This is a genomic window from Nocardioides sp. YJ-D4 (genome assembly GCF_054031495.1).
The window spans coordinates 5102122-5126873 of sequence record NZ_CM132932.1 but is presented as its reverse complement, the minus strand read 5'-3'; the positions used below and the strand labels follow the sequence as shown (position 1 = coordinate 5126873).

General features: G+C 69.1%; 26 protein-coding genes, 1 pseudogene and 2 riboswitches. Of the genes and pseudogenes, 16 read left to right on the top strand and 11 right to left on the bottom strand.

The window, feature by feature from the left end; translation table 11 throughout:
- Positions 1–19: 19 nt before the first annotated feature.
- Positions 20–967, top strand: a complete 948-nt coding sequence (locus ACW14X_RS24490; RefSeq protein WP_457163630.1) for a GlxA family transcriptional regulator — start codon at positions 20–22, stop codon at positions 965–967.
- On the opposite strand, the gene ACW14X_RS24485 is transcribed toward ACW14X_RS24490, so the two are convergent.
- Positions 937–1569, bottom strand: coding sequence for a WHG domain-containing protein (locus tag ACW14X_RS24485; protein ID WP_457163629.1), 633 nt, complete (start codon positions 1567–1569; stop codon positions 937–939). The two genes, ACW14X_RS24490 and ACW14X_RS24485, sit on opposite strands and share 31 nt — an antisense overlap.
- A gap of 57 nt (positions 1570–1626) precedes the next feature.
- Here ACW14X_RS24485 and ACW14X_RS24480 point away from each other — a divergent pair.
- The 3 genes and pseudogenes from ACW14X_RS24480 to ACW14X_RS24470 all read left to right on the top strand — a co-directional run.
- Positions 1627–2085, top strand: a pseudogene (locus ACW14X_RS24480) (FBP domain-containing protein); the annotation flags it as partial.
- Between the two features lie 157 nt (positions 2086–2242).
- Positions 2243–3445, top strand: a complete 1203-nt coding sequence (locus tag ACW14X_RS24475) for an amidase domain-containing protein (protein ID WP_160022019.1) — start codon at positions 2243–2245, stop codon at positions 3443–3445.
- Between the two features lie 29 nt (positions 3446–3474).
- The gene (locus tag ACW14X_RS24470; RefSeq protein ID WP_160022017.1) at positions 3475–3885 is read left to right on the top strand and encodes a hypothetical protein; all 411 of its coding nucleotides are present in this window, start codon (positions 3475–3477) and stop codon (positions 3883–3885) included.
- A 26-nt stretch (positions 3886–3911) separates the two neighbouring features.
- Here the strand turns inward: ACW14X_RS24470 and ACW14X_RS24465 are convergent, their stop codons facing one another.
- Genes ACW14X_RS24465 through gcvT form a run of 4 tightly spaced genes read right to left on the bottom strand, consistent with a single transcriptional unit; the run spans position 3912 to position 7429 of the window.
- A complete protein-coding gene (locus ACW14X_RS24465; protein ID WP_457163628.1) occupies positions 3912–4439 on the bottom strand; it encodes a helix-turn-helix domain-containing protein in 528 nt (175 codons plus the stop codon).
- 39 nt (positions 4440–4478) lie between these two features.
- A complete protein-coding gene (locus tag ACW14X_RS24460; RefSeq protein WP_457166085.1) occupies positions 4479–5885 on the bottom strand; it encodes an L-serine ammonia-lyase in 1407 nt (468 codons plus the stop codon).
- A gap of 48 nt (positions 5886–5933) precedes the next feature.
- Positions 5934–6317, bottom strand: a complete 384-nt coding sequence (gene gcvH, locus ACW14X_RS24455) for a glycine cleavage system protein GcvH (RefSeq protein ID WP_457163627.1) — start codon at positions 6315–6317, stop codon at positions 5934–5936.
- A gap of 8 nt (positions 6318–6325) precedes the next feature.
- Entirely contained in the window at positions 6326–7429 is a 1104-nt protein-coding gene (gcvT, locus tag ACW14X_RS24450) for a glycine cleavage system aminomethyltransferase GcvT (protein WP_350842486.1), read from the bottom strand.
- Between the two features lie 56 nt (positions 7430–7485).
- Positions 7486–7584, bottom strand: a riboswitch (glycine riboswitch).
- Between the two features lies 1 nt (position 7585).
- Positions 7586–7681, bottom strand: a riboswitch (glycine riboswitch).
- A gap of 77 nt (positions 7682–7758) precedes the next feature.
- Here gcvT and ACW14X_RS24445 point away from each other — a divergent pair.
- The gene (locus tag ACW14X_RS24445; protein WP_457163626.1) at positions 7759–8796 is read left to right on the top strand and encodes a CobW family GTP-binding protein; all 1038 of its coding nucleotides are present in this window, start codon (positions 7759–7761) and stop codon (positions 8794–8796) included.
- On the opposite strand, the gene ACW14X_RS24440 is transcribed toward ACW14X_RS24445, so the two are convergent.
- The 3 genes from ACW14X_RS24440 to ACW14X_RS24430 form a co-directional block, all read right to left on the bottom strand.
- Positions 8767–9591, bottom strand: coding sequence for a hypothetical protein (locus ACW14X_RS24440; RefSeq protein ID WP_457163625.1), 825 nt, complete (start codon positions 9589–9591; stop codon positions 8767–8769). The genes ACW14X_RS24445 and ACW14X_RS24440 overlap by 30 nt on opposite strands.
- 15 nt (positions 9592–9606) lie before the next feature.
- Positions 9607–10287, bottom strand: a complete 681-nt coding sequence (locus tag ACW14X_RS24435) for a Crp/Fnr family transcriptional regulator (protein ID WP_350842492.1) — start codon at positions 10285–10287, stop codon at positions 9607–9609.
- Positions 10288–10421: 134 nt separating this feature from the next.
- Positions 10422–11447, bottom strand: coding sequence for a LacI family DNA-binding transcriptional regulator (locus ACW14X_RS24430; RefSeq protein WP_457163624.1), 1026 nt, complete (start codon positions 11445–11447; stop codon positions 10422–10424).
- Between the two features lie 158 nt (positions 11448–11605).
- Here ACW14X_RS24430 and ACW14X_RS24425 point away from each other — a divergent pair, with 158 nt between their 5' ends.
- Genes ACW14X_RS24425 through ACW14X_RS24405 form a run of 5 tightly spaced genes read left to right on the top strand, consistent with a single transcriptional unit; the run spans position 11606 to position 17467 of the window.
- Positions 11606–12937, top strand: a complete 1332-nt coding sequence (locus tag ACW14X_RS24425; RefSeq protein WP_457163623.1) for an ABC transporter substrate-binding protein — start codon at positions 11606–11608, stop codon at positions 12935–12937.
- A gap of 2 nt (positions 12938–12939) precedes the next feature.
- On the top strand, positions 12940–13890 hold the full coding sequence (locus ACW14X_RS24420; protein ID WP_457163622.1) for a carbohydrate ABC transporter permease: 951 nt from the start codon (positions 12940–12942) through the stop codon (positions 13888–13890).
- A 2-nt stretch (positions 13891–13892) separates the two neighbouring features.
- A complete protein-coding gene (locus tag ACW14X_RS24415; RefSeq protein ID WP_457163621.1) occupies positions 13893–14744 on the top strand; it encodes a carbohydrate ABC transporter permease in 852 nt (283 codons plus the stop codon).
- Between the two features lie 50 nt (positions 14745–14794).
- Positions 14795–16426, top strand: a complete 1632-nt coding sequence (locus ACW14X_RS24410; RefSeq protein WP_457163620.1) for a glycoside hydrolase family 13 protein — start codon at positions 14795–14797, stop codon at positions 16424–16426.
- Positions 16427–16468: 42 nt separating this feature from the next.
- A complete protein-coding gene (locus ACW14X_RS24405; RefSeq protein ID WP_457163619.1) occupies positions 16469–17467 on the top strand; it encodes an LLM class flavin-dependent oxidoreductase in 999 nt (332 codons plus the stop codon).
- Positions 17468–17491: 24 nt separating this feature from the next.
- On the opposite strand, the gene ACW14X_RS24400 is transcribed toward ACW14X_RS24405, so the two are convergent.
- Positions 17492–18082, bottom strand: coding sequence for a TetR/AcrR family transcriptional regulator (locus ACW14X_RS24400; RefSeq protein WP_160022001.1), 591 nt, complete (start codon positions 18080–18082; stop codon positions 17492–17494).
- A 70-nt stretch (positions 18083–18152) separates the two neighbouring features.
- On the opposite strand from ACW14X_RS24400, the gene ACW14X_RS24395 reads away from it, so the two are divergent.
- Positions 18153–18425 (top strand): hypothetical protein, encoded by a 273-nt coding sequence (locus ACW14X_RS24395; RefSeq protein WP_457163618.1) that lies wholly within the window; start codon positions 18153–18155, stop codon positions 18423–18425.
- Positions 18426–18452: 27 nt separating this feature from the next.
- Here ACW14X_RS24395 and ACW14X_RS24390 read toward each other — a convergent pair whose 3' ends face one another.
- Complete coding sequence (locus ACW14X_RS24390; protein ID WP_160021997.1) at positions 18453–19226, bottom strand: IclR family transcriptional regulator; 774 nt, start codon at positions 19224–19226, stop codon at positions 18453–18455.
- 128 nt (positions 19227–19354) lie between these two features.
- On the opposite strand from ACW14X_RS24390, the gene ACW14X_RS24385 reads away from it, so the two are divergent.
- The 5 genes from ACW14X_RS24385 to ACW14X_RS24365 all read left to right on the top strand — a co-directional run bounded on the left by ACW14X_RS24385 (position 19355) and on the right by ACW14X_RS24365 (position 23914).
- Positions 19355–20119, top strand: coding sequence for a CoA transferase subunit A (locus tag ACW14X_RS24385; RefSeq protein WP_350719973.1), 765 nt, complete (start codon positions 19355–19357; stop codon positions 20117–20119).
- A 1-nt stretch (position 20120) separates the two neighbouring features.
- Complete coding sequence (locus tag ACW14X_RS24380) at positions 20121–20750, top strand: 3-oxoacid CoA-transferase subunit B (protein WP_160021993.1); 630 nt, start codon at positions 20121–20123, stop codon at positions 20748–20750.
- Between the two features lie 173 nt (positions 20751–20923).
- Positions 20924–21445, top strand: a complete 522-nt coding sequence (locus tag ACW14X_RS24375) for a cell division protein FtsQ (RefSeq protein ID WP_160021992.1) — start codon at positions 20924–20926, stop codon at positions 21443–21445.
- A 61-nt stretch (positions 21446–21506) separates the two neighbouring features.
- Positions 21507–22217, top strand: a complete 711-nt coding sequence (locus ACW14X_RS24370) for a YcnI family protein (protein ID WP_160021990.1) — start codon at positions 21507–21509, stop codon at positions 22215–22217.
- Positions 22214–23914, top strand: a complete 1701-nt coding sequence (locus tag ACW14X_RS24365) for a copper resistance CopC/CopD family protein (RefSeq protein WP_457163617.1) — start codon at positions 22214–22216, stop codon at positions 23912–23914. Before ACW14X_RS24370 ends, ACW14X_RS24365 begins: the two co-directional genes overlap by 4 nt.
- A 3-nt stretch (positions 23915–23917) precedes the next feature.
- Here ACW14X_RS24365 and ACW14X_RS24360 read toward each other — a convergent pair whose 3' ends face one another.
- Entirely contained in the window at positions 23918–24745 is an 828-nt protein-coding gene (locus ACW14X_RS24360; RefSeq protein WP_350719963.1) for a hypothetical protein, read from the bottom strand.
- Positions 24746–24752 lie beyond the last annotated feature (7 nt).

The window sequence follows — 24752 nt, the reverse complement described above, 5'->3', positions numbered from 1 at the left end:
ACTACGTACACTTTGCGACATGCCTCGGCTCGCCCTCGTCCTGCACGGCTCCTCGATGCTCTACGAGGTCGCGATCGCCGCCGAGATCTTCGGCGGCGACCACTCCGGCCTCGCTCCCGGCGGTGAGTGGTACGACCTCGTCGTCTGCACTCCCGACGGCACACCGCATCCCTGGCTGGCCGACCTGGCGACGGCGTCGTACGACGCGATCGCCGAGGTCGACACCGTCGTCGTCCCGTCCTCGGTCGATCTCGACGACAACCCCGACCTCTCGCTCCTCGAGGCGCTCCGCGGCGCCCATGAGCGCGGCGCGCGGATCGCGTCCCTGTGCACCGGTTCGTTCGTGCTGGCCGCAGCCGGGCTGCTCGACGGCCGGGTCGCGACGACCCATTGGCTGCACGCCGACGAGCTCGCCCGGCGTTATCCGCAGGTCGACGTCCGCCCGGACGTTCTCTACGTCGACGAGGGCGACGTGCTCACCTCGGCCGGCAAGACCGCCGCGCTCGACCTCTGCGTCCACCTCGTACGCAGCGACCTCGGCGCCGCCGCGGCCAACGGGATCGCCCGCAACCTGGTCGTCCCTGCCCACCGCAACGGCGGACAGGCGCAGTTCATCACCCCACCCGCGCAGCCGCGCGTTCCCGACGGCCTCGCGCCCACGCTGGAGTGGGCACGCGCCCGACTCGACCAGCCCCTGACGGTCCGCGAGCTGGCTGACCACGCCGGCCTCAGCACCCGCCAGCTCGCCCGACGGATGCAGGCCGAGCTGCAGACCGGGCCCTTGGACTGGCTGCACCACCAGCGCATCTCGCGCGCCCAGGAGCTCCTCGAGCGTACCGACGCCTCGATCGACCAGATCGCGGGCAGCTGCGGAATGGGCACAGCGGCCACGCTGCGCCGTCACTTCCACCGCACTCTCGGTGTGACTCCCACGACCTACCGGACGACCTTCCGGCTCGCCGACTGATCAGCGACTGCCATTCTCCCGAGGGTGCGGTCCAGGTCATCGAGGACGTCGGGCCAGGTGACGTCGCTCGGCGGGTCGCTGTGGGCGAAGCTGCCGGCGAGCTCGAGGGTGATGTAGCCGTGGATGAGGCTGGACATCAGCCGGACGGCGTACGTCTCGGTGGCCTCGGGGATGCCGTAGCTGCGGACGACGGCGACGGCGAGGTCGGCATTGCGGCGACCGGCGGAGATCGCCTCGTCCACGGAGTCGAGCCGGGACTCCCCTTCCGGCGCGGGTGGGACGCGCTGGCGGGTGGTGGCGTCGTAGCGGCCGGGTGAGCGGCGGGCGAAGTCGCGGATGGCGTCGGCGTACGCGACGAGGAGGTCGCGGCCCTCCCCCGCAGCCATCGCCTGGGTCGTGGCGTCGGCGAGCTCATGGAGGACGTACGCGGTGACGGCCGTGCGGAGGTCGGTGCCGCTGGAGATGTGGGAGTAGAGGGTCGGCGACCTGACGCCGAGGCGCCGAGCCAGGAGCGAGACCGTGACGGCGTCGAAGCCCAGCTCGTCGGCCAGGTCGGCGGCGGCCGCGATCACGTCGCTCCGGTTCAGTCCAGGACGACCCATCGGATTCCTCCCGATAACGAGTTGCCTACGAGTTGTAGGAAACCTAGCATCGTTGGCATGAAGCCGCTGACCGAGACCGACGTACGCTCCTCGTTCGTCAACCTCACCAAGGGTGCGACCAAGCGCCTCAACCTTCCCGCCGACCTGACCGAACGGCCGTGGGAAGACCTCGACTACCTCGGCTGGCAGGACCCGAAGGCGCCACAGAACCAATACCTCGTCACCGAGCACGACGGGCGGCTCTGCGGCGTCGCGCTGCGGGCCTCGCGCGAGTCGCGCGGGCCGCGCAAGACCATGTGCGCGCTGTGCACCACGGTCGGTGACGTCGCGCTGCTGGTCGCCTCCCGCGCCGGACGTGCGGGACAGGACGGCAACTCCGTCGGCACCTACATCTGCGCCGACCTCGACTGCTCCCTCAAAGCGCGCGGCAAGCGCAAGCTCGACACCCCGGTCATCCACGAGACCCTCAGCGTCGAGCAGAAGATCGACCGACTCCTCGGCAACCTCGATTCGTTCGTGGCGAGGGTGCTCCGGCCTGCCGGAGGCCCAGAACTTCGCACAGCCGACGAGCACGTCGGCACAGATCTTTCCGAGTGCGACGCAATTGACGGAAATTCCGTTGCGCGGCCCGATATGGTCAAGGTCACAAAGTTACTGAACTCGGGGACTCGGAATGAAGATCAAGAAGGTCAATGCGGCGGGCGCCGTCGCACTTGCGCTCACAACTGTGTTGTTGCCCGCGTCAGCCAACGCCCACGAGGGAACATCGATCGGCTACACACCGATCGATGCGGTATCGGAGCATGTCGCCAGGGTCACAGCGGAGGAGCTGGTCGCGGCCGAGGCAGAGATCTGGCGCACGGGCGATCTGGCCACGGCCAAGTCGTTGGCGCTACGCACGCTCGACTCTCGGCTCAGCACCACCCTCTCACCAGAAGCAGTTGCCAAGGTGCTCGAGCGGGCAGCGATGCTCCGGAAGACGGTTACAGACAGCGGCTTTGAGATCACGCGGTACAGCGCCAGCGAAGACTACCGATTGGTCACGGGTGAGGGTCGGACCGTTGTTGAGGTGACGGTGATCCGAAGCTGGGTCGAGACCGACACAGTCACCCGCGAGCAGACAGACGTCGGAGACACTGACGTCTATCGCCTACCGCTTGAGCCAACGACCGATACTCGGATCCCATCCGCGTCAACCGTCGAGATTGCCGCGGAGGGCGAGCAAACGGCGAGCGAGCCTGGCGCCAAGTCAGCAGACACGCTTACGGAACAGGCTGAGAGCGAGACCGCCAAGCCACCGTCTTCCAAGCCCGAGGACTCCGATGTCACGGACGGAACGGTCGGCACGACCGCAAACAGTTTCAACTACACCGCGTTCGCGAACTACGGAAAGAAGTGGACCTCGTCCCCGTATAACGGCGACAAGAAGGAGGACTTCAACCCCAGCTATCCCTACTTCAAGAACAACTGCGCGAACTTCGTTTCACAGATGTACAACAAGGGCGGATGGAAGCGCACCGGCGGCGTCAACCCACGTTTGGACGGGAACTGGGACGACGATCTCTCCGGCCCCGCTGGCCCCTCACGCACGTGGTCGCAGGCCAAGGAGTTGTATAAGTACGCCAAGAACGAGAAGGGCCTCGACCCGCTCGGCAACATCTGGAACGCGGCCCCAGGCAACACGTACTTTATGGACTGGGACGGCGACAGGGTGATCAATCACGTCACTGCTGTCACTGCGCGATCCTCCCGAGGCATCCCGCGCATCAGCCAGAAGACCGCGAACCGCCACAACATGCTGCTCACCACCTGGAAGGCTAAGGTCGATGACAGCCACCCCAAGGTGAAGTGGTACGGCCTTCGTCGAACTACCTGACATCTGACAACGGGATAAGGACCCTCAACATGTGGATGTTTCTCGGATCGTGGATCTTCGTGTTCTTGTTGGTGGCGGTGGCCGGCGTCGGCCTGTTCGCACTGTGCAGACGACAGACCAGAATGACCGCCGCCATCGCGGCCGCCGCTTTCCTGGTTGCGACCGGCGTGTTTGTGTCATTCCTCGTCTCGCCGACGACGGTGGATGACGGAGTCATCTGCGGCGGGACCGTCGGAAGCACCCATGCTGATCCCCTCGACGATATGACGGCTGACGACCTTGCAGCCGAAGGAGCCGAGGACTACAGCGACGATTGCCGCGACGCCGCGCGCGGGCGCTTTGCTCTCATCGTCGGAAGCTACGTCATCGTGCTCGCCGGCATCGCTGGAGCCGTAGCAGCTCGGGGTTCGTCGCGTCAGCGGCGATCCGTCTCCGTCTGACGCTGCCTGGACGCGAACGCGGCTTCTCAGTTGGTGTCGGCCAGGTCTCCGAGGACCTCGATTCGGTCGGACCCGCTGAGCAGGCCGCCCATGGGCGAGACCTCGCGCATCTCGATGGAGTCGCGGTCGAGGCCGGTCATGACGCGCTGCAGGCCGCGTACGTCCTCGCTGTCGATGAGCGAGGTCCAGCGCTCGAGGTTCCGCTCGTGCGGTTGCCCGCTGACGTTGCGGCGGAGGTGGTCGAGGCGGCGCTCGATCCGCGGTTTCCACTCCTGCAGCGTCGTCGAGGTCAGGTCACCCGAGAGGCGTCGGTGAAGCATCCACGAGCGGCGTACCGAGCGCGTCAGGTCGGGCGTGACGGGGCGGCGTACGACCTCGAGGCGCCAGCCCATGCAGGACAGCAGGCGGTCGAGCTGATCGTCGCTCAGGTCGACCTTCCCGGAGAGGAACTGGCTGATGCTCGGCTGATGAACGCCACTGGTTCGCGACAGCGTCGACTGTGTGGTGCCCGTCTCGAGCATCACCTCGCGCAGGATCTCTCCACGTGACGACATGATCCGATCATAGCAAGATCTACTATGAGGCGCGTCGGCTCAGCACTCGATGACGTTGACCGCGAGGCCGCCGCGGGAGGTCTCCTTGTACTTGATCTTCATGTCGGCACCGGTCTCGCGCATCGTCTTGAGCGCCTTGTCGAGGCTGACCTTGTGGGAGCCGTCGCCGTTGAGGGCGAGGCGGGCGGCGTTGATGGCTTTCACGCTGGCGATGGCGTTGCGCTCGATGCACGGGATCTGCACGAGGCCGCCGACCGGGTCGCAGGTGAGGCCGAGGTTGTGCTCGATGCCGACCTCGGCGGCGTTCTCGACCTGCTCCGGGCTGCCGCCCAGCACCTCGCACAGCGCCCCGGCGGCCATCGCGCAGGCCGAGCCGACCTCGCCCTGGCAGCCGACCTCGGCGCCGGAGATCGAGGCGTTGGTCTTGCACAGGATCCCGATGGCGGCCGCGGTGAGCAGGAACCGGACGATGCCGTCCTCGATCGCGGCCTCGTCCAGCCCGGCCTGGGGAGCCACGAAACGTACCCAGTAGTGCAGGACGGCGGGCACGATGCCGGCCGCGCCGTTGGTGGGAGCGGTGACGACCCGGCCGCCCGAGGCGTTCTCCTCGTTCACCGCCAGCGCGAACAGGTTGACCCAGTCCATGACCCGGAAGGGGTCCTGGGCACCGGCTCCGGAGGACAGGTCGCGGTAGAGCAGCGGCGCCCGGCGTGGGACCCGCAGACCACCAGGAAGTACGCCGTCGGTGACCGGGTCACGGTCGCAGCCGGCCTGCACGCAGTCCGCCATCACCCGCCAGATCTCGAGCAGGCCGGCGCGGATCTCCTCGTGCGTACGCCAAGTCAGCTCGTTGGCGCGCATGAGGTCGGAGACCCGGAAGCCCTCGCGCTCGCAGGTGCTGAGCAGCTCGGCTCCGGTGGTGAAGGGGAAGCGGACCGGCGAGCGGTCCGGCACGACCCGGGCGGCGCCCGAAGCGTGCTCGTCGACCACGAAGCCGCCGCCGACGGAGTAGTAAGTGCGCTCCCGGCGTACCTCTCCGGAGGCGTCGTAGGCGGTGAACACCATGCCGTTGGGGTGACCCGGCAGGCTCTTGCGGCGATGCATCACCAGGTCGGTGTCGGCGTCGAAGCGGATCGGGGTGGCGCCGCCCAGCGACAGCTCCCGGCGCTCCCTGATGGCCGCCACCCGACCGGACGAGGCCCGGGTGTCGACGGTCGCCGGCTCCTCACCCTCGAGGCCGAGCAGCACCGCGCCCTCCGAACCGTGACCGTGACCGGTGGCGCCGAGCGACCCGAACAGCTCGGCCTTCACCCGCGTGACCGCGTCCACGAGACCGTCCGTGACGAGGCCGTCGACGAACGTCTTCGCGGCGCGCATCGGCCCGACGGTGTGGGAGGACGAGGGCCCGATGCCGATCGAGTAGAGGTCGAAGGTGCTCAGGGCCATCGCCACGACCGGTGCCGGGGCGCCGCTGAGGTCAGCGGTCACGACGGTTCACTCCTCGATCAGAGCGTCGTAGGCCGCGGCGTCGAGCAGGTCGGGAGCGCCGGAGACACGCATCTCGAAGAGCCAGCCGGCGCCGAACGGGTCGCTGTTGATCAGCGCGGGGTCGGCGACGACGGCCGCGTTGATCTCGAGGATCTCACCGTCGGCGGGCGCGAAGAGGTCGCTGACGGACTTCGTCGACTCCAGCTCACCGCAGCTCTCTCCCCCGGTGATCTTGCTGCCCGCCTCGGGCAGCTCGACGAAGACGATGTCTCCCAGCGCCTCGGTGGCGAAGGCGGTGACGCCGACGCGCGCGACATCGCCGCGGGTCTCGATCCACTCGTGCTCGGCGGTGTAGGACAGGTGGGTCGGGTTGCTCATGGCTGCGCTCATCTCTCGGCTCATTTCTTGGAGTAGAAGGGAAGGTCGACGATCTCGGCGTCCTCGCGGCTGCCGCGCACGTCGACGTGGACCTTGGTGCCGGCCGCGGCGAGATCAGGCCTGACGTACGCCATCGCGATGGGACGTCCGAGAGTCGGCGACGGGGAGCCGCTGGTGACCACGCCGATCTCGTCGCCGGTGGCCGGGTCCACGACGGCGTAGCCCGCCCGCGGAGAGCGGCGACCGGCAGCCACCAGGCCGACGAGCACGCTGCGCGGGCCCTCGTCGCGGCGTACGGCCAGGGCGGCGTCGCCGACGAAGCCGTCGGGCTTGTCGAAGACGACGACCCGGCCGAGACCGGCCTCGAAGGGGGTCGTCTCGCGGTTCAGCTCGTGCCCGTAGAGCGGCATGCCGGCCTCGAGCCGGAGAGTGTCGCGGCAGGCGAGCCCGGCGGGCTGCAGGCCGTGCGGCGTACCTGCCTCGGTGAGCGCCTCCCAGACGGCAGCGGCCGACGAGGGCGCGCAGTAGATCTCGAAGCCGTCCTCACCGGTGTAGCCGGTGCGGGCGAGCAGGGCCTCGACCCCGGCGACCGTGCCGGCGTCGATGGCGTAGTACTTCAGGGAGGAGACGTCCAGGTCGGTCACAGCGGCCAGGATCGCCGCCGAGGCGGGGCCCTGGACCGCGATCAGCGCCCACTCCGCGGAGGCGTCGTGGACCGCGGCACCGAACCCCTGGGAACGCTCGACCAGCGCCGGAGCGACGACACCGACGTTGCTCGCGTTGGCGACGACCAGGTAGCGCTCCTGCTCGAGCCGGTAGACGACCAGGTCGTCAATGATGCCGCCGTCCTCGGCGCAGATCATCGAGTAGCGGGCGCGGCCGATGCCGATCGCCGAGGGCCTGCCGACCAGGGCGTGGTCGAGGGCGCGTCCGGCCTCGGGGCCGGTCACCTCGATCTCGCCCATGTGGGACAGGTCGAAGAGGCCCGCGGTGGTGCGTACGGCATGGTGCTCGGCGGTCTCCGAGCCGTAGCGGACCGGCATGCTCCAGCCGGCGAAGTCGGTGAACGAGGCGCCGAGCGCCTGGTGGATCGCGTGCAGAGGGGTAGGGACGGGTGAGGTCATGTGTGCGGGAGGCTCCCTGGTGGTGGGTGCCGACAGCGGCACCCGTGGACGGGTGACCTCCCCGCTCTGTCATCGCTACCTGAGAGCTTCACCGCCCGAAGGGCGATTTGCACCGTGGGTGCAGGATCCAGCGGATCCTGTCTTTCCAGAGGTCGCCTCACCACAGCGGTCATGGGGCCTGAGAGATTCTGGGGAGGTTTGCTCCTTCGGCGCCTCACCCCGGATGGGCAAGGACTCTCCCGCTGCGGTTCAAGTGGCGGATGTGAAGTTGTGCGGCAAACCTAGGTGTGGCCATCTCAGCCGTCAAGATGACGACCTACGATGGCCCGATGCCACTGACCAGCACCAGCAGCCGGGTTCCCGTGGTCATCCTCACCGGCCATCTCGGATCGGGTAAGACGACGCTGCTCAACCATCTGCTGCGCCAGCCCGGCGCTCGGGTGGGCGTGGTCGTCAACGACTTCGGCGACATCAACATCGACGCCGGGCTGGTCACCGGCCAGATCGACGAGCCGGCCTCGATCGCCGGCGGCTGCCTGTGCTGCCTGCCCGACGCCGGCGGCCTCGACGACGCCCTCGAGAAGCTGACCCACCCGCGGCTCGCGCTCGACGTCGTCATCGTCGAGGCCAGCGGGATCGCCGAGCCCGGCACGCTGGCCAAGCTGGTCCGGTTCAGCGGTGTCGAGCGGGTACGCCGCGGTGGGCTCATCGAGGTCGTCGACGCCTCGGCGTACTTCGACACCCTCGACGACGGCCGGGGCCCGGCGCCGGTCCGGTTCGCGGCCGCCTCGCTGGTCGTGATCAACAAGACCGACCTGGTTCCGGCTGCCGAGCGGGACGAGGTCCTGGCGCGCATCGAGCGACGCGTGCGCGAGCACAACCCCGAGGTCCACATCGCGTACGCCGTGGGTGGCCGCATCGACCCGCGACTCGTCTACGACGCCGCCGTGCCCGAGGACCCGCCCGACGAGCTGCCGATCGCCGCGCTGCTGCGCGAGGCGGCCGCTTCCCACGAGGCACATCAGCATGCCCGGGCGGTCACCGTGACGACGCCGGGCACCATCGAGCCGGGTCGACTGGTCGACCTGCTCGAGGAGCCACCGGCGACGGCGTACCGGGTCAAGGGGACCGTCGCCGTCGCGACCGGCCAGGGGCCGCGCAGCTACCACGTGAACCTGGTCGGACGCAGCGCCCACGTCGCCGCAGCCAGGCGGACACAGGACGCGACGAGCGAGCTCGTGGCGATCGGCCTCGAGCTCGAGACCGACTCAGTCCGGATGGACCTCGCCGATGCCCTCGCCCCGGCCGAACGACCGAGCACCGAGGGTCTTCGCCGGCTACGCCAGCTGGTCCGGGTCAGTCTCTGAGACCGAGGTCCATCCCCGGACCCGATGGACGGTCGCCGTCTTCGGGTGGGATCCGGTGGGCGGCCCGATCTCGAAGAGGTCGATCATCAGGAACAGCGGGTAGGTCGGAGCCTGGGGAAGACGACGTACGACGCGGCCTTCGCAGCCAATGACGGTCTTCTGCCCGTCCCAGATCGCCGTCCAGGTGTGGGGCCGGGTCGCGTCCAACGGGACGGTGATCTCTGCCATGTCGGTGGTCAGGCGTGGGTCGTGGTGCGCCTTGACCCCGGAACGGGCGACCGTGGTCGCGCCGATCGCGTCCGCATCGATCTCGAAGAGGCAGATCTCCCCGGAGTCCTCACCGGAGAGATGCTCGGTGCCGACCAGCCATGCCGCGAGCATGCAGCCCTCGTCCCGGGTCGCGGCGACGGTCACGTCGATGCGACCGCGAGCGGGAGCGAATAGGAGCCGTTGCGGCGTCTCGGTCCGCACCACCAGCCCGTCCTCCCGGTGACGATGCGTTCCGCGTGCGGAGCCGACCGGACCGGAGTACGCGCCGGTCTGCAGGTTCGAGACCCGCAGCGGTGCGTCCTCGGGTCGCCAGTCGGGCTGGTCGGCCTCGATCCGCAGCTCGAGCGCACCCGGGAGGAGCCGGTAGCGAGCCTCGGACCGCTCCGGCGTCGTCCAGTGCGGCAGATAGTGCGGGATCCACCACTGCTCGGACAGCCCGCCGGAGAAGTCTTCGTCGAGATCCGGCCGCCGGGCCGGGGGCAGAGGCAGCTCGTCGAGCGGCAGGACCATGCTCGATGGTCTCACCCCGACGAGCAGAGCTCACCCGGCTCGGCGGACGATCCGTTCCATGTCGGTGATGACCACCGAGCGCGACTCCAGCCTGACCCAGCCCTTGGCCGCGAAGTCGGCGAGCGCCTTGTTGACCGTCTCCCGAGCCGCGCCCACGAGCTGCGCGAGCTCCTCCTGGGTGAGGTCGTGGCGTACGTGCACACCTTCGTCGGTGGTCTCGCCGAACCTCTCGGCGAGGTCCAGCAGGGCCTTCGCCACCCGGCGGGGCGCGTCCGCGAAGACCAGGTCGCCGATCACGTCGTTGGCCCGGCGCAGGCGGCCCGACAGGAGGGCGAGCAGCCCACGGGTCACGCTCGGGCGCCCGTCGAGCAGGCGCAGCAGGTCGTCGTGAGACAGCGAGGCGAGCTCGACCTGGTCGGTGACGGCCGTGACCGTGGAGGAGCGCCGGCCGGGGTCGAAGAGCGACAGCTCGCCGAACACCTGGCCCGGCCCCAGAATCGCCAGCAGGCTGTCCTGCCCGTTGGCCGCGGCTCGGCTCAGTTTCACCTTGCCGTCCACGACCGCGTAGAGCCGGTCGGCGGCGTCGCCCTCGTGGAACAGCACCTCGCCGCGCCGAAGGCGTGTCTGACTCATCATTGCGAGCATCGCCGTCATCGACTCGTCGTCCAGCTCGCTGAAAAGCGGTGCGTGCCGAAGCACGTCTTGATCCATTACCCAGCCGCTCCTGTCATCCTTTTACCGAAGACATCAGCGTAGCCAGATCCGGGGCTCTGACAGCGGAGGTGTGGCCCGCATCGCACCCCTGTCGGGTGCGTTCTTCGCCACACCGACACATGGCTCGGCGGTCATGCCGGCCGCGGCGCTGCGGTGGTCCGACGGATCACCAGCTGTGTGTCGACCGTGACCGACACCGCAGTGTCCTCCTCGTGGCGCAGGATGCCGAGGAGCATCTGGGCAGCGAGGACGCCCTGTAGGCGAGCGTCCTGCTTGATGGTGGTCAGGTGCAGGAGGCTGGCGTGTGGGTGGTCGTCGATGCCGATGATGGAGATGTCCTCGGGAATCCGCAGGCCGGCATCCCGGATGGTGCGCATGGCACCGAACGCGACTTCATCCGAGTGAGCGTAGACGGCGGTCGGGAGCTCGGGGACCGAGAGCAGCTGGGCCATCGCCGCAGCGCCCTGCTCGCCGCCCCAGGCGGTGGTGACCACGAGCGCCGGATCGGGCTTGATCCCTGAGTCGTTCAGAGCTACGTGGTAGGCGCGACTACGCCCAGAGGGCTGGCGCGGCTGGTCGGGGTCTATCGCCTCGATCATCGCGATCCGCTCATGGCCCAGCCCGAGCAGGTGGCCCATCGCCTGCCTGCCGGCCTTGAGGTCGTCGATGCAGACGTGGGGGTACACCTCGTGCTGGCCGCCAGCGGCGATGACCTGGACGCCGAGCATCAGCTCCAGGCTCCGCCGCTCGGCCTCCTCGACGGGGAATCCGACGACGATGACGGCATCGACCTTCCGCCGGGCGGGCAGGCGCTCGAAGAAGGAAGTGCGGTCCTCCAGGTTACCGACGTGGTAGAGCAGTAGGTCGAACTGGGACTCGCGCAGCACCGACTCGATGCCTTCGAGGATCGCACCGAAGAACCAGCGTGAAAGGTGCGGAGCCACGACCGCAACTCGGCCCGTCGAGCCCTTCTTGAGCCTCGAGGCGTCGGGAGAAACGACATAGGCGTGCTTCTTCGCGACGTCCAGCACCTTCTTCCGCGTCGCTGGAGAGACATTCGGCATTCCACTGAGCGCTCGCGAGGCGGTCCCCAGCCCCACCCCCGCCATCCGAGCGATGTCGGCCAAGGTCAGCTCGCGTGGTTGCTCAGCGTCCATGTCGAGCATGGTACGCGATCAGATGGGAACGGTTCCATCAGCTAGTGCACTCCTGTCTGGACTGAGATCCCGGGCCTTGACAAGGCTGCGTGACCTGAATCACAGTTGTGACTGGAAACGATTCCAGTACGGTTTGAACAGGAGTGAACATGAGGCTGATGCGCACACTTAGGGCCCTGGGGGTGACGGCAGCGATGCTCGCAATGGCGTCGGTGTCGGCGTGCGCCGGACCCGGCGGCGAGGCGCCCGCTGCGGATGCGAGTCCGACGAGCGTACGGACCGACGTCGGTGCGCAGCAGGCGACGATCACGCTCTTCACCGCGGCCGGGCTCAAGGACTACCAGCAGGCACTGGCCGATGCCTTCATGAAGAAGTATCCGGCCATCACTGTCGAGCTCCAGGTCGAGGCCGACAACAACTACAACACCGTGCTCCCGCGGCTGCTCGCCTCGGACAGTCCGCCCGACCTCGCGCTCGTCGGAGACCTGAGCGGCGCCGTCCGTGACGGACTCGTCACCAATCTGGATGCCTACGACGATGCGTACGGCTGGAGTCGGAAGGTGCCGGCCAGCGTCCTCGATGCCGGGCGGGTCCAGGACGGCGAGATCGGCACCGGCTCCCTCTACGTCGGTGGTGGTGCAGCCGGCCCGCTGGCTGGGGTGTTCTACAACCGGGACCTGGCCATGAAGGTGGGGATGACGGACGTCCCGCGGACCCTCGATGAGTGGGAGGCGGTGATGGCGAAGGCCAAGTCGATGGGGATCACGCCCATCGTCGCGTCCAACGCCGACGGCCTCATCGGGCATCTGTACAACCTGCTGTTGGGCGACTACATGGGGGCGCAGTCCGTACTGGACGTGGCATGGCGCAAGCCCGGTGCCTCTCTCGAGACCGCGGAGGCTACCGAGGCCACTGCCCGCCTGCAGAAGTGGGCCGACGCCGGATACTTCAACACGGACGCGAACGCGATCAACCAGGATGCGTCCTACGGCCGGTTCGCCGCGGGTGAGGGCTTGTTCATGGTCCAGGGCACCTGGATGACCCAGTCGCTGCCGACATCCTTCGACGGCAAGTACGGCGTGTTTCCGATCCCGCCCGTCGAGGCTGGGGGGCCGCCCATCAGCATGACCGCCAACACGTTGGCGTTCTCCATCGCGGCGCGATCGGACCACAAGGACAGCTCAGCCCTGTTCCTGGACTTCCTCACCTCACCGGAGGCCGCCGAGGTCGCCACCGAAAACGGGTATCCGGCGGCAAGCGCGACCGCCAAGACCACGTTGACCCTGGACGCCGACGTCGAGAGCCAGATCCAGGCCGGGTACGCCGCCGTCGCCGCCTCCGACGGATTCTTCACCTGGATCCAGAACTCCGTCCCTGCGGTGAACACGGATCTGCCGGCGCAGTTGCAGCTGTTGGTCAGCGGCAAGGCCGAGCCCGAGGACGTGGTCGAGCACCTACAGGGGTCCTACGAGAGCGGCCTGCGGGACTGATCATGACCGACGTCACCACCTCCGCTCCCTCCACACCGCCGAGGATCACCGAGCTGGGCCGGCGAGCCCTCCCCCGTCGACGGCGCCGTTCGACGGCGAGGCGCTGGAGCGGCTGGCTCTTCGCGCTGCCCGCCCTGGCCTTCTACGGGTTCTTCAACCTCCGCGCGATCATCCAGTCGGTCTGGTACTCCCTCTACGACTGGAACGGCATCGGGCCATCCACCTGGGTCGGGCTGGACAACTACGTCGCGATCCTCACCGACCCCGAGCTGCTGGCACCGTTGCTCCATGCGCTCGTCCTGATCCTGTTCTTCACCATCTTGCCCGTGTGCTTCGGTCTGGTGGCGGCCGCGACGATGCAGTCGATCCAGGGGCGGCTCACCGGGGCGCTGGCGCGCACCGTGCTGTTCCTCCCCCAGATCATCCCCGGGGCTGCGGCCGGAGTGGCCTGGACGTGGATGTACGCCGACAACGGCGTCGTCAACCAGGTCCTGCGTCTGATCGGTCTCGGCGGATTCACCCGTGCCTGGCTGGGCGACTTCGACTGGGCGCTGGTGGCTGTCGGATTCATCGGCACCTGGCTGTCGACCGGGTTCTGCACCCTGCTGCTGATGTCGGGCGTTGGCAAGATCGGGCCCGAGCTCTACGAGGCGGCGCGTCTGGACGGCGCCGGAGCGATCGCCCGGTTCCGTAGCATCACGGTCCCCGGCCTCAAGCACGAGATCGGCGTGTGCACGACGGTGACGATCATCAGTGCGCTCGCCAGCTTCGACGTGGTCTACCTGGCCACCCACGGCGGGCCGGGCGGCGCCACCATGGTCCCAGGAATCAAGGTCTACGACCTCGCCTTCAGTGAGAGCCGGCTCGGCGACGCATCCGCTCTCGCCGTGGTCCTGGCTCTGCTCATCGTCGCCATCATCCTGCCGCTTCAACGGCTCTTCCGAGAGGACTGACCGTGGCCGCCATCTCACCGTCCATCCTTCGCGCGGGCTCATTGCGCCGCCGGGGTCCCGGCATCGCCCTGATCCTCGTCGCGGGCTTGTACTCCATAGTCCCGCTGGTCAGCATGCTGTCAGCGGCGCTGGCACCACAGGGGACGATCCCTGACGGCCTGTCCTGGCCGACCGATCCACAGTGGCACAACTTCGTCGACGCCTGGACCGTCGCCAACGTCACCACGCTGCTGAAGTCCAGCGTTCTCATCGTGCTCGGTGTGGTGCCGGTCTCCGTACTCATCGCGACCATGGCGGCCTACGCCATCACCGTCCTCAGGATCCCGCTGGGCCGGGCGTTCTATCTCCTCCTGCTGCTCACGCTCACGCTCCCGTACGAGATCGTGATCGTGCCGCTCTACCAACAGGTCAACCAGCTCGGCCTGCTCGACAGTCAGCTCGGGCTCATCCTGCCGCTGATCGGCCTGAACATGCCGTTCGCCGTGTTCTGGATGCGAGCACACTTCGTGAACTCTCCCGCAGAGCTGACCGAGGCGGCCTCGCTCGACGGTGCCGGACCCTGGAAAGCACTTCGACACGTCCACCTGCCACTGGCCACTCCGGCGGTGACCTCCTTGGTTCTGCTGATGTTTCTGTCGACCTGGAACACCTTCCTGCTCGCCCTCGTCCTGGTCAACGACCCCAACAAACGCACGATGGCCGGCGCCCTGCAGGCGTTCCAGTCGAGATACAGCACCGACATCGTGCTGCTCAATGCGGGCGCGCTGCTCCTCATGGCGCCCACGATCATGGTGTTCCTGCTGCTCCAGGGTCAGTTCACCAAGGCCCTCCTCCAAGGAGCCACCAAGGGATGACCGCCCTTCACCTCGACCTCACGAGTCCCGACCAGACAAGGACCGCTGCCATGAACTCCGACTGGTGGGCCGATGCCGCCGTTTACCAGATCTATCCACGAAGCTTCGCCGACTCCGGCGACGACGGCCTGGGCGACCTCCGCGGCGTCACCTCCCGCGTCCCCTACCTCGCTCTACTCGGCATCGATGCGGTGTGGCTGAGCCCGTTCTACCCCTCGGCACTGGCCGACGGCGGCTATGACGTCGACGACTACCGCTCCGTGGATCCGCGACTGGGCACCCTGGACGACTTCGACGAGATGGTGACCGCACTCCACCGCGTCGGCATCAAGGTGATCATCGACATCGTCCCCAACCACACCTCCAACCGGCATGCCTGGTTCACCGAGGCCCTCGCCGCACCCAAGGGATCGCCGGCTCGTGACCGCTACGTCTTCCGTGACGGCTCCGGCCCGGACGGAGCGAACCCACCGTCGGACTGGCAGTCCATCTTCGGCGGGTCCGCCTGGGCACGGGTTCCCGACGGACAGTGGTATCTGCACATGTTCGCGCCCGAGCAGCCCGACCTGAACTGGGACAACCCCGAGGTGCGCGCCGACTTTCTCGCCACGCTGCGGTTCTGGGCCGACCGTGGCGTCGACGGCTTCCGTATCGACGTGGCTCACGGAATGGCGAAAGACCTGACCGAGCCGTTCACGCCCACGGCGCAACTACCCGACCTGGCCGACGCCGACGGCGCCCACCCGCTGTGGGACCGTGACGAGGTCCACGACATCTACGCTGAGTGGCGCCACGTCTTCGATGCCTACGACCCGCCACGCATGGCGGTCGCCGAGGCCTGTGTGGCGCCACAGCGCCGGCACCGATACGTAGGCGCCGACGGGCTCCACCAAGCTTTCAACTTCGACCTCCTCGAGGCTGCCTGGGACGCAGAGGAGTTCCGCGCCCGCATCGACCGACAGATCACCGAGAGCGCCGAGACCTCTGCGACCTGGGTGCTGTCCAACCACGATGTCGTACGCCATGCCACCCGTTACGGGCTGCCCGAGGCCGAAGACAGTCCACGGGAGACGGCAGCGGCATGGCTGCTCAGCAACGGCACCGAGCCACCGCTCGATCGTGACCTCGGGCTTCGACGTGCCAGAGCCGCAACCCTGCTCACGTTGGCGCTGCCCGGTTCGGTCTACCTGTACCAAGGCGAAGAGCTCGGCCTGCACGAGGTCGGAGATCTCCCCGCAGAGCTCATCCACGACCCCGAGTTCCGCAGATCCGGTGGCGCACGGAAGGGTCGAGACGGCTGCCGGGTGCCGATCCCGTGGACCGGCGATCGGCCGGCGTTCGGTTTCTCGCGCGGGACCCCGCATCTCCCCCAACCCCAGTGGTTCGCCGACTACTCCGTCACCACCGAGGAGGCCGACCCACATTCCACGCTCGAGATGTACCGCCGTGCGCTGGCACTGCGGACGAAGCTGCGAAGTCGCGGCTTCGCATGGCACAACGACCCCCGAGCTGAGGTGCTCCATTTCGTTCGACCCGAGGGCTGGCACTGCATCACCAACTTCGGATCGCAGCCAGTGCCCCTGCCCGAAGGAACCATCCTCTTCGCCAGCACACCGATCGACGGCCATCAGCTGCCACCCAACACGACCGCGTGGTTGCTCAGCGGCGAGACGCCGACCTGAACGTCGCCCGCGGTTGGGAAGCGTCCAGGCGCCGGCGTGGTTATGTCTGCCGTGAAGCTCTCCATGCTGGACCGGTCCCGCACGCGGGTGGGGTACGCCGAGGGCGCTGCGCTGACCCACACGATCGAACGGGCGGTGGCCGCCGAGCGGCTCGGCTACCACCGGTTCTGGGTCGCCGAGCACCACGCAGTGCCGGGGATCGCGTCGGGGTCGCCGCCGGTGCTCCTCGGTGCGCTTGGCGCACACACGTCCACGATCCGGCTCGGGTCGGGCGGGGTGATGCTGCCGCACCACCAGCCGCTGGTCGTCGCCGAGCAGTTCCTCATGCTCGACGCGCTCTATCCCGGCCGGATCGACCTCGGCCTGGGACGTACGTTGGGCTTCACCGCACCCGTACGCCGCGCCCTGCGGCAGGATCTCGACGACCCGGACACGTTCGCCGAGGACATCGAGGAGCTCCGCGACTATCTCGACCGCACCGCGGCCGTCACCGCCCGGCCGGCCGCCGCCCACCAGATCCCGATGTTCGTGCTGGCGACCGGGAAGGGCATCGCTCTCGCCGCGAAGCTCGGGCTGCCGGTCGTCGTGGGCGGTCCGGTGCTGTACAGCCCGCGGCTGGACGAGGTCCTCGGGGCGTACCGCACGGACTTCCGGCCCTCCTCACGGGCGGCTGAGCCGTCGGTGACGGTCTCCGTCGACGTGCTCGTCGCCGACACCGACGCCGAGGCCGCCGAGCTCGCTCTGCCGGAGGCGTGGGCGATGGCCAGGTCGCGGCAGACCGGTGAGTTCGGTCCGCTCGAGCCGGTCGCGGCGATCCGGGACCAGGCCTGGTCGAACCAGGTGCGTGAACGGGTCGAGGCGCATCTGGCGCGTACGACCGCGGGGTCTGCCGAGACCGTCCGGCGTCGTCTCGACCAGCTGGCCGAGGCCACCGGAGCCGACGAGCTCCTCGCCTTCACCTCCACCTACGACCGCGACGCCCAGCTCGCCTCCGACGCCGCGCTCGCCGGGATCATGACCGGAGCCTACGACCGGAGGTAGCCGGAGCCGCGCCGGTGGGGAGTGTCACTGTGCTGCAGTCGCGCCGAGCAACTGACCGAGGGCGTCAGCCGTCCGAGCCCGCCACGTCGGATCAGGCGCTCCGTGACGCAATGTCTCGGCGAGGTACGTCCCGAGCACCAGCGTCAGTATCAGGTCCGGTTCGAGGTCGGTGGTCAGTGCGCCCCGGTCGAGATCTTCCTCGATCTGAGTGAGCACGGGCCGGAGGCCGCTCGCCAGGGCGCTGCGAAGTGCCGCACTGAACTCGGGGTCAGCATCGGTGAGCACCGCGGCCACACCGCCGGGTCCGATGGTGTGCTGGAGCACCTCCTCGGCATTGGCAAGCACCCATTCCAGGCGTCTCGCGGTGGCCAGATGCTCGGGTGCTCCGCCTCTGTCGGTGACGGGACGCAGCGCGGCGGCCAACAGCTCACGACGGTCCCGGTAGCGCCGGTAGATCGTGGTGCGCGCGACGCCGGAACGTGTCGATACCGACGCCACGTTCACTGCCTGAGGCCCTTCCTCGCGGAGGATGTCGATCGCGGCTTGAGTGATCAGCGAGTCGGTGCGGGCCTGGCGCGGGCGACCTCGCGCGGGGGTCGTCGTCTCCCGATCCATGGCGGGAATATACCTTGGTCGATTTACGATACACTGGGTGTATCGATTATAGATCTTGAAGGAGTCCCCGGTGTCTGCCCACCTCTACCTTGTCTCGTTCATCGTCATGGCGGTCGCCATCAACATCGTCGTCTACATCGGCGTGACGATGGTCTACGTCAGCGAGAAGCGTCGCGGTGAGGGATCCCGAGCGTCAGGCGATCCGGTGGCGGCGTCGATTCACCAGGGTCGGGAGCGGGCGGGCGCGGCCGATGCGGCCGCTGTGCAGCCCGGCGATCGTCGATACGACGACAAGGAATCCCGAGGCGGCCACGGTCTGGTGATCAGCCGTGCGAAGTCGTAGAGCCGCGTCCTCGACGGGTTCGGCCGCTCAGGCGGAGTCGGGCCCCGGGCCCGGCTTCGTGGTCAGGGTGTGGGCGGTCTCCAGGAGGAGGCGACCGAGCTCGGCCTGCCGCGGCGGAGCCAGGCGGGCCTCGATGCCGGTGATGCTGAGCGCTCCGTACGGCTGCCCGTGGGCGTCGAAGACGGCGGCGCCGAGGCCCCAGCTGCCGACCACGATGAGGCCCGGGTTGACCGCGTAGCCGAGCTCGCGGGTCGCGGCGACGCGCTCGCGCAGGGCGTCGGCGGAGTGCTGCTCGCCGTAGGCGCCGACGAGGTCGGTGCGGGCCAGGTAGGCCTCGCGGCGCGACTCCGGCAGGAAGGCGAGGATCGCCAGGCCGGCCGAGGCGACGCCGAGCGGGAACCGAATGCCTTCGTGGAGCACGTGCGAGCGGATCGGGAAGCTGCCGTCCTCGCGCAGGACGCAGACCGTCTCGTCACCGCGCCGGATCGAGAAGAAGGCGCTCTCCCCCGTCTCCCGGGCGATGCGCAGCACGGCTGCACGGGCCGCCGGGGTGATGTCGTGGCGGGTGGTCGCGGCGGCACCGAGCAGGAAGCACTCCGGACCCAGGTGCCAGGTGCCGGTGTCGTTGTCGCGCTCGACCAGCCCCTCCTCCTGGAGCGCGCTGAGCAGCCGGTGGGCGGTCGGACGCGGGATGGCGGCGGTCGTCGCCAGATGGGTGGTCGTCGCGCCCTCCGGCTCGCGCGCGGCGAGCAGGCGCAGCAGGTGCGCACTGCGACGGATGACGCTGGGACCGGGTTCCATGGGACGTACGATAGGCGACGTCCACTCAGTGGACGCATCCGCGGCAGCGGGGTCGTTCAACGAGAGATCGAGCGTGAACTCGCGCTCATCTATTGACCGGACGGCCGACCCATCCTTGACTGATCATCATGGACAAGGTCATCTCCTCAGCTGCCGAGGCGGTCGCTGACATCCCGAACGGAGCGACCCTCACGGTCGGCGGCTTCGGGCTGTGCGGCATCCCGTCGGTGCTCATCAATGCTCTGCTCGAGGCCGGCGTCACCGACCTCGAGGTGGTCTCCAACAACGCCGGTGTCGACGACTGGGGCCTGGGCCTGCTGCTCGGCGCCGGGCGCCTGCGGCGGGTCGTCGCCTCGTACGTCGGCGAGAACAAGGAGTTCGCGCGGCAGTACCTCTCCGGCGACCTCGAGGTCGAGCTGACCCCGCAGGGCACGCTTGCCGAGCGGATGCGCGCCGGCGGCTCCGGCATCGCCGCGTTCTACACCCGCACCGGCGTCGGCACCCAGGTGGCGCAGGGCGGGCTGCCGTGGAAGTACGACGACGCCGGCAACGTCATCAAGACCTCTCCCGAGAAGCCGGTGATGACCTTCGAGACGCCTGATGGTGAGAAGGAGTTCGTCCTGGAGGAGGCGATCGTCGCCGACTTCGGCATCGTCCGCGCGTGGAAGGGCGACCGTCACGGCAACCTCGTCTTCAAGGACTCCGCCCGCAACTTCAACCCGCTGGCCGCGATGGCCGGACAGATCACGATCGCGGAGGTCGAGGAGCTCGTCGAGCCCGGCGAGATCCCGCCGAACGACGTCCACCTCCCCGGGGTCTACGTCCACCGCGTGGTCCCCCTGACCCCCGAACAGGCCGCCGACAAGCGCATCGAGAAGAGGACGGTCCGCTGACATGGCATGGACACGTGAAGAGATGGCCGCCCGCGCCGCCGCGGAGCTGTCCGACGGCGACTACGTCAACCTCGGCATCGGACTGCCGACGCTGGTGCCCAACTACGTCCCCGACGACGTCGAGCTGGTGCTGCAGAGCGAGAACGGCATCCTCGGCACCGGCGCCTACCCCACCGAGGACGCCGTCGACCCGGACCTGATCAACGCAGGCAAGGAGACGGTCACCGTACGCAAGGGGGCGAGCTTCTTCGACTCCGCCACCAGCTTCGGGATGATCCGCTCCGGCAAGATCGACGCCGCCATCCTCGGCGCGATGCAGGTCTCCGCGGCCGGTGACCTGGCGAACTGGATGATCCCCGGCAAGATGGTCAAGGGCATGGGCGGCGCGATGGACCTCGTGCACGGCGCCAAGAAGGTCGTCGTACTCATGGAGCACGTCGCCCGCGACGGCTCCTACAAGATCGTCAACGAGTGCTCGCTGCCCTACACCGGGCTGGGCGTCGTGCAGCGCATCATCACCGACCTCTGCGTCCTCGACATCACTCCCGAGGGCCTGCGTCTCGTCGAGCTCGCCCCGGGCGTCACGCTCGGTGAGGTCGAGGAGAAGACCGAGCCGCCGATCCTCCGCTGATCGCCGAGTCGGCGCATCCTGACCACACCCGACGCCGAGTCGGCTCGTCCTGACGAGCCGACTCGGCGTGATTTCGTGTCAGGACGCGCCGACTCGGCGGGTTGGGGTGACTTCTCGGCCGACGTACGTGACGTCTCGGCCGACGTGTGTGACGGCTCGGCGGGTCTGCGACAATGTCCGGCGTGGATCTGAGGGTGGTGCGGCCGATACGCGGGAGCGTGTGGCTGGCGCTGCTCGCGGCGGTGGAGATCACCACCGGGTCCAGCCTGGCCCACCTGGCCGGCGGCGGGGAGCTGCCGGACGCGTTGTGGCTGGTGGCGACCGGGTTCGCCGCCTTCGGCGCCGGGATCGTGGTGCTGCAGCGCCGAGTCGGGATCGTCCTGGGGGCAGTGCTGGCCGGCGCGGCCCAGCTGGGGATGCACGAGGCCTTCGAGGCGTACGCGACTCCGGCCGCCCACATGCACGACAGCGGCTCGGGCGACACCTCGATGCTGGTCGCGCACACCGCGGCGGCGGTGCTCACGGTGGTCGTGTGGCTGCTGCACCGCCGGGCCTGGCAGGTCATCTCCCGGGCGCTCACCACGCCCCCGAACCCGATCCCGTTCCGCCTGCCTGTGCAGGCACAGGAGGTCGTGCCGCGCACCGGGCTGTGGACGTACGTCGCTGCCGGCCGGGGTCCGCCGGTCCTCGTCTGAGGACCCGACCCCGACAACTGGGCATCGCCCAACAGCAGACACTCCACAGAAAGCAACAACCATGTCTCGACGTACCCTCGCGCGCCTCGGCGCGCCCGCTGCCGCTGCCGCGGCCGTCACCTTCCTCGTCGCCGCTCCGGCCTCCGCGCACGTCACGGTGACCCCCACCGAGACGGCGGCCGGCGCATACACCGTGCTGACCTTCAGCAACGGCCACGGCTGCGAAGGCTCGCCGACCAAGCAGATCACGATCCAGGTCCCCGACGGGATCAACGACGTGACGCCCACGCGGCAGCCGTTCTACGACGTCAAGGTCGTCTCCGAGAAGCTCGCCGAGCCGATCGAGGACGCCCACGGCAACAAGCTCACCGAGCGCGACGCCACCGTCGTCTACACCGCCAAGACACCGTTGCCCGACGGTCAGCGCGACGCCTTCGAGGTCTCCCTGCAGCTGCCCGAGGAGGAGGGCACGCTCGCCTTCCCGGTCATCCAGACCTGCGTGAAGGGCGAGACCGCCTGGGTCGAGGAGGCTCCCGAGGGCGCCACCGAGGAGCCGGAGAACCCCGCGCCCTCCTTCGAGGTCACCGCCGCCGAGTCCGAGGACGGCCACGGCCACGACGCCGAGGAGTCGGCCGAGAAGGCCGAGCCTGCCGCCGCGGAGATCGAGGAGGGCGACAACAACAACGTGTGGGGTGCCATCGGTGCCGGCGCCGGCATCCTCGGCCTGATCGCGGGCACGACCGCCCTCGCGCTGGGGCGTCGTAAGGCGTGAGTGCTCCCCTGACGCGCCGGCCCGGCCTCGACCACCGAGGCCCGGGCCGGCGCGCCCTGGGGCGGCTGCTGGTGGTGCTCGCCGCCGCTGCGTACGCCGTCCTGCTCAGCACCTCCCCCGCCCAGGCGCACGCGACGCTGATCGGCACCGACCCCGAGGAGGGGGCGGTCCTGGACCAGGCTCCGGAGACGATCACCTTCACCTTCGACGAGGCGGTGACGCTGCCTCCGGCGGGCGTGACCGTCTACGACGCCAAGGGCGAGGAGGTCACCTCCGAAGCGACCGCGAGCGGCAGCGAGATGCAGGTCGCGCTCGCGGAGGCGAGCAGCCTCGGCGACGGCACCTACGTCGTCGCCTGGCGAGCGGTGTCGGCCGACGGTCACCCGATCTCGGGCTCGCTGACCTTCGCCGTCGGCGCCCCGAGCCTCAGCGTCGCCCCGCCTCCGTCCACGGAGCCGTCCAGAGCGACGGCGGTGATCCACGGGGTGCTCCAGTTCCTCCAGTACGCCGCGCTGCTGCTGGTCGTGGGCCTGGTCTGGTTCCGCGGGGTGATCGTCGGTGAGCACCGCGTCCCCGACCGTGCCATCGCCCGGGTCCAGCGTGTGCAGATCCTGGCCGGCATGGTCGCCGTGGTCGCTCTGGTCGCGCTGGCCCCGGCCAGCGGTGCGCTGCAGAGCGAGAGCGGACCCGGGGCGATCCTCACCTTCGACGCCTGGTCGCCGGCCTCGGTCGGCAAGGAGTGGCTCAGCGCGCTGGTGGGGATCGTGGGCATCGCGGCAGCGCTCGCGCTGCGCGAACGCCCCCGCCTCGCCGCGGTCGCGGGGCTGGTCGCGATCTGCTCCCCGGCGCTGGTGGGCCACTCCCGGGCGGTCGTACCCGCCTGGCTGGTCACCGCCACCGACGTCATCCACCTCGTCGCCGGGGCGCTCTGGCTCGGCGGCCTCGTCGGTCTCGCGCTGACCCTGCCGCTGATCACCCGGCGCGGCACGGTCGCGGCCGAGATCGTCACCCGCTTCTCCACCCTCGCCGCAGCGTCCCTGACCGCCCTGGCGGTCTCGGGCGTGCTGATGGGCTGGCGGATCCTCGGCTCGTGGGACAACCTGCTCAACAGCACGTACGGCACCCTGCTGATGACCAAGATCGCCCTGGTCGTCGCGGTGGCGGTGATGGCGGCGGGCAACCGGCTGCTGGTCCTCCCTCGCGTCCGACAGGCGGCCGGCCACGACGACACCGTCGAGGCCGGCTCGATGCTGCGCCGGGCCGTGCTGATGGAGGCCGGCGTGCTCGTCGTCGTCCTCGGCGTCACCGGCTTCCTGGTCGACCAGCCGCCGCAGGCGGGGGCCGGGTCCACCGGGAGCACGGCTGCGGTCGCGCAGACCAACACCCAGGCCGCGGAGCTGGGCGACGACCACCGCGTCTACGCCACGCTGACCCCGTCAGGTCCGGGTCCGAACGTGCTCCGGCTGCAGATCCAGGACGCGGCCGGCGAGCCCGTCGAGGCGGCGGCGGTCCCGACCGCCAAGCTGAGGTCAGGCGATGTCGACCTGGGCAGTCTGACCCTGAAGACGGTCGCTGCCGGCACCTGGGAGGCGGAGGTCGTACTGCCCAAGGGCGGCGTCTGGGAGGCGACCGTCGGGTTGCGCCTGGGCGAGTTCGAGAGCCCGCTGGGACTGGTGAAGTTCTCCGTCAGACAGTGACGGTCAGACCGTGACCGGGAGCCGGAGCGTGTGGATCATCCCGTCGACACGTACCTGCACGAAGAAGACGTAGTCACCCGCCTTCGGCGGCTTCACGTGGATGCCGAGGCGGGTGCCGTCCTCGCCGTTCTCGGGGCCGCCGAGGGGGTGCAGGTGGATCACCTCGCCCGTCTCGCGGCTGAACGCGGTCACGTGCGCGTAGACCCCGAGGTAGGTGCCGAGGTTGACCGGCTTGCCGGCCGGGTCGGAGATCAGGACGCCGATCTCCTGGTCGATCCCGGGCTTCGGGGTCTCCTCCAGCGCAGCGATCACGGTGCCGTCGTCGGAGCCGGGTACGTCCACCTCGGAGGCTCCTGCGACCTTCGCCGTCGTGCCGAGCATCGCCTGCTCCCCCTTGCCGTCAGGGGTCCGGGCCGCGAACTCCACGACCACCCGGTAGGTGCCGCCCGCGGGCAGCGTCAGGTCGCCGGACCACTCCCCAGGCTCACCTTGGGTCGGGTGCAGGTGCCGGAAGACCTCCAGGTCGTCACGGACGACGTAGAGGTGGAGGTCCTTGGTCTGCTCCTCGATGTAGTCGGTGACCGGGTCGCCCTCCTTGGTGATCGTGAAGCTCACCTTCCCCGGTGTGCCCGCCTCGGCGGGCAGGCTGACGTCACCGATCGTGTAGCCGCCCGCGGTCGCGGAGGTGCCGTCGGCGCCCTTGATGGCGGTCACGACGGTCGCTGCGCTCGGGGTCGAGGTCGGGTCGGCCGCCTCCGGTTCGCCGCCGCAGGCGATCAAGGTGATCGCGAGGCCGAGGGTCAGGACGACAGCAGCAATTCCGACTCGCACGGAGCAA

Bases quoted from the DNA above. Each gene is read 5' to 3' on its own strand.
- ACW14X_RS24490 (WP_457163630.1), top strand. From the start codon at position 20: ATGCCTCGGCTCGCCCTCGTCCTGCACGGCTCCTCGATGCTCTACGAG.
- ACW14X_RS24485 (WP_457163629.1), bottom strand. From the start codon at position 1,569: ATGGGTCGTCCTGGACTGAACCGGAGCGACGTGATCGCGGCCGCCGCC.
- ACW14X_RS24475 (WP_160022019.1), top strand. From the start codon at position 2,243: ATGAAGATCAAGAAGGTCAATGCGGCGGGCGCCGTCGCACTTGCGCTC.
- ACW14X_RS24470 (WP_160022017.1), top strand. From the start codon at position 3,475: ATGTGGATGTTTCTCGGATCGTGGATCTTCGTGTTCTTGTTGGTGGCG.
- ACW14X_RS24465 (WP_457163628.1), bottom strand. From the start codon at position 4,439: ATGTCGTCACGTGGAGAGATCCTGCGCGAGGTGATGCTCGAGACGGGC.
- ACW14X_RS24460 (WP_457166085.1), bottom strand. From the start codon at position 5,885: ATGGCCCTGAGCACCTTCGACCTCTACTCGATCGGCATCGGGCCCTCG.
- gcvH (WP_457163627.1), bottom strand. From the start codon at position 6,317: ATGAGCGCAGCCATGAGCAACCCGACCCACCTGTCCTACACCGCCGAG.
- gcvT (WP_350842486.1), bottom strand. From the start codon at position 7,429: ATGACCTCACCCGTCCCTACCCCTCTGCACGCGATCCACCAGGCGCTC.
- ACW14X_RS24445 (WP_457163626.1), top strand. From the start codon at position 7,759: ATGCCACTGACCAGCACCAGCAGCCGGGTTCCCGTGGTCATCCTCACC.
- ACW14X_RS24435 (WP_350842492.1), bottom strand. From the start codon at position 10,287: ATGGATCAAGACGTGCTTCGGCACGCACCGCTTTTCAGCGAGCTGGAC.
- ACW14X_RS24430 (WP_457163624.1), bottom strand. From the start codon at position 11,447: ATGGACGCTGAGCAACCACGCGAGCTGACCTTGGCCGACATCGCTCGG.
- ACW14X_RS24425 (WP_457163623.1), top strand. From the start codon at position 11,606: ATGCGCACACTTAGGGCCCTGGGGGTGACGGCAGCGATGCTCGCAATG.
- ACW14X_RS24420 (WP_457163622.1), top strand. From the start codon at position 12,940: ATGACCGACGTCACCACCTCCGCTCCCTCCACACCGCCGAGGATCACC.
- ACW14X_RS24410 (WP_457163620.1), top strand. From the start codon at position 14,795: ATGAACTCCGACTGGTGGGCCGATGCCGCCGTTTACCAGATCTATCCA.
- ACW14X_RS24405 (WP_457163619.1), top strand. From the start codon at position 16,469: ATGTCTGCCGTGAAGCTCTCCATGCTGGACCGGTCCCGCACGCGGGTG.
- ACW14X_RS24400 (WP_160022001.1), bottom strand. From the start codon at position 18,082: ATGGATCGGGAGACGACGACCCCCGCGCGAGGTCGCCCGCGCCAGGCC.
- ACW14X_RS24390 (WP_160021997.1), bottom strand. From the start codon at position 19,226: ATGGAACCCGGTCCCAGCGTCATCCGTCGCAGTGCGCACCTGCTGCGC.
- ACW14X_RS24385 (WP_350719973.1), top strand. From the start codon at position 19,355: ATGGACAAGGTCATCTCCTCAGCTGCCGAGGCGGTCGCTGACATCCCG.
- ACW14X_RS24380 (WP_160021993.1), top strand. From the start codon at position 20,121: ATGGCATGGACACGTGAAGAGATGGCCGCCCGCGCCGCCGCGGAGCTG.
- ACW14X_RS24375 (WP_160021992.1), top strand. From the start codon at position 20,924: ATGTCCGGCGTGGATCTGAGGGTGGTGCGGCCGATACGCGGGAGCGTG.
- ACW14X_RS24370 (WP_160021990.1), top strand. From the start codon at position 21,507: ATGTCTCGACGTACCCTCGCGCGCCTCGGCGCGCCCGCTGCCGCTGCC.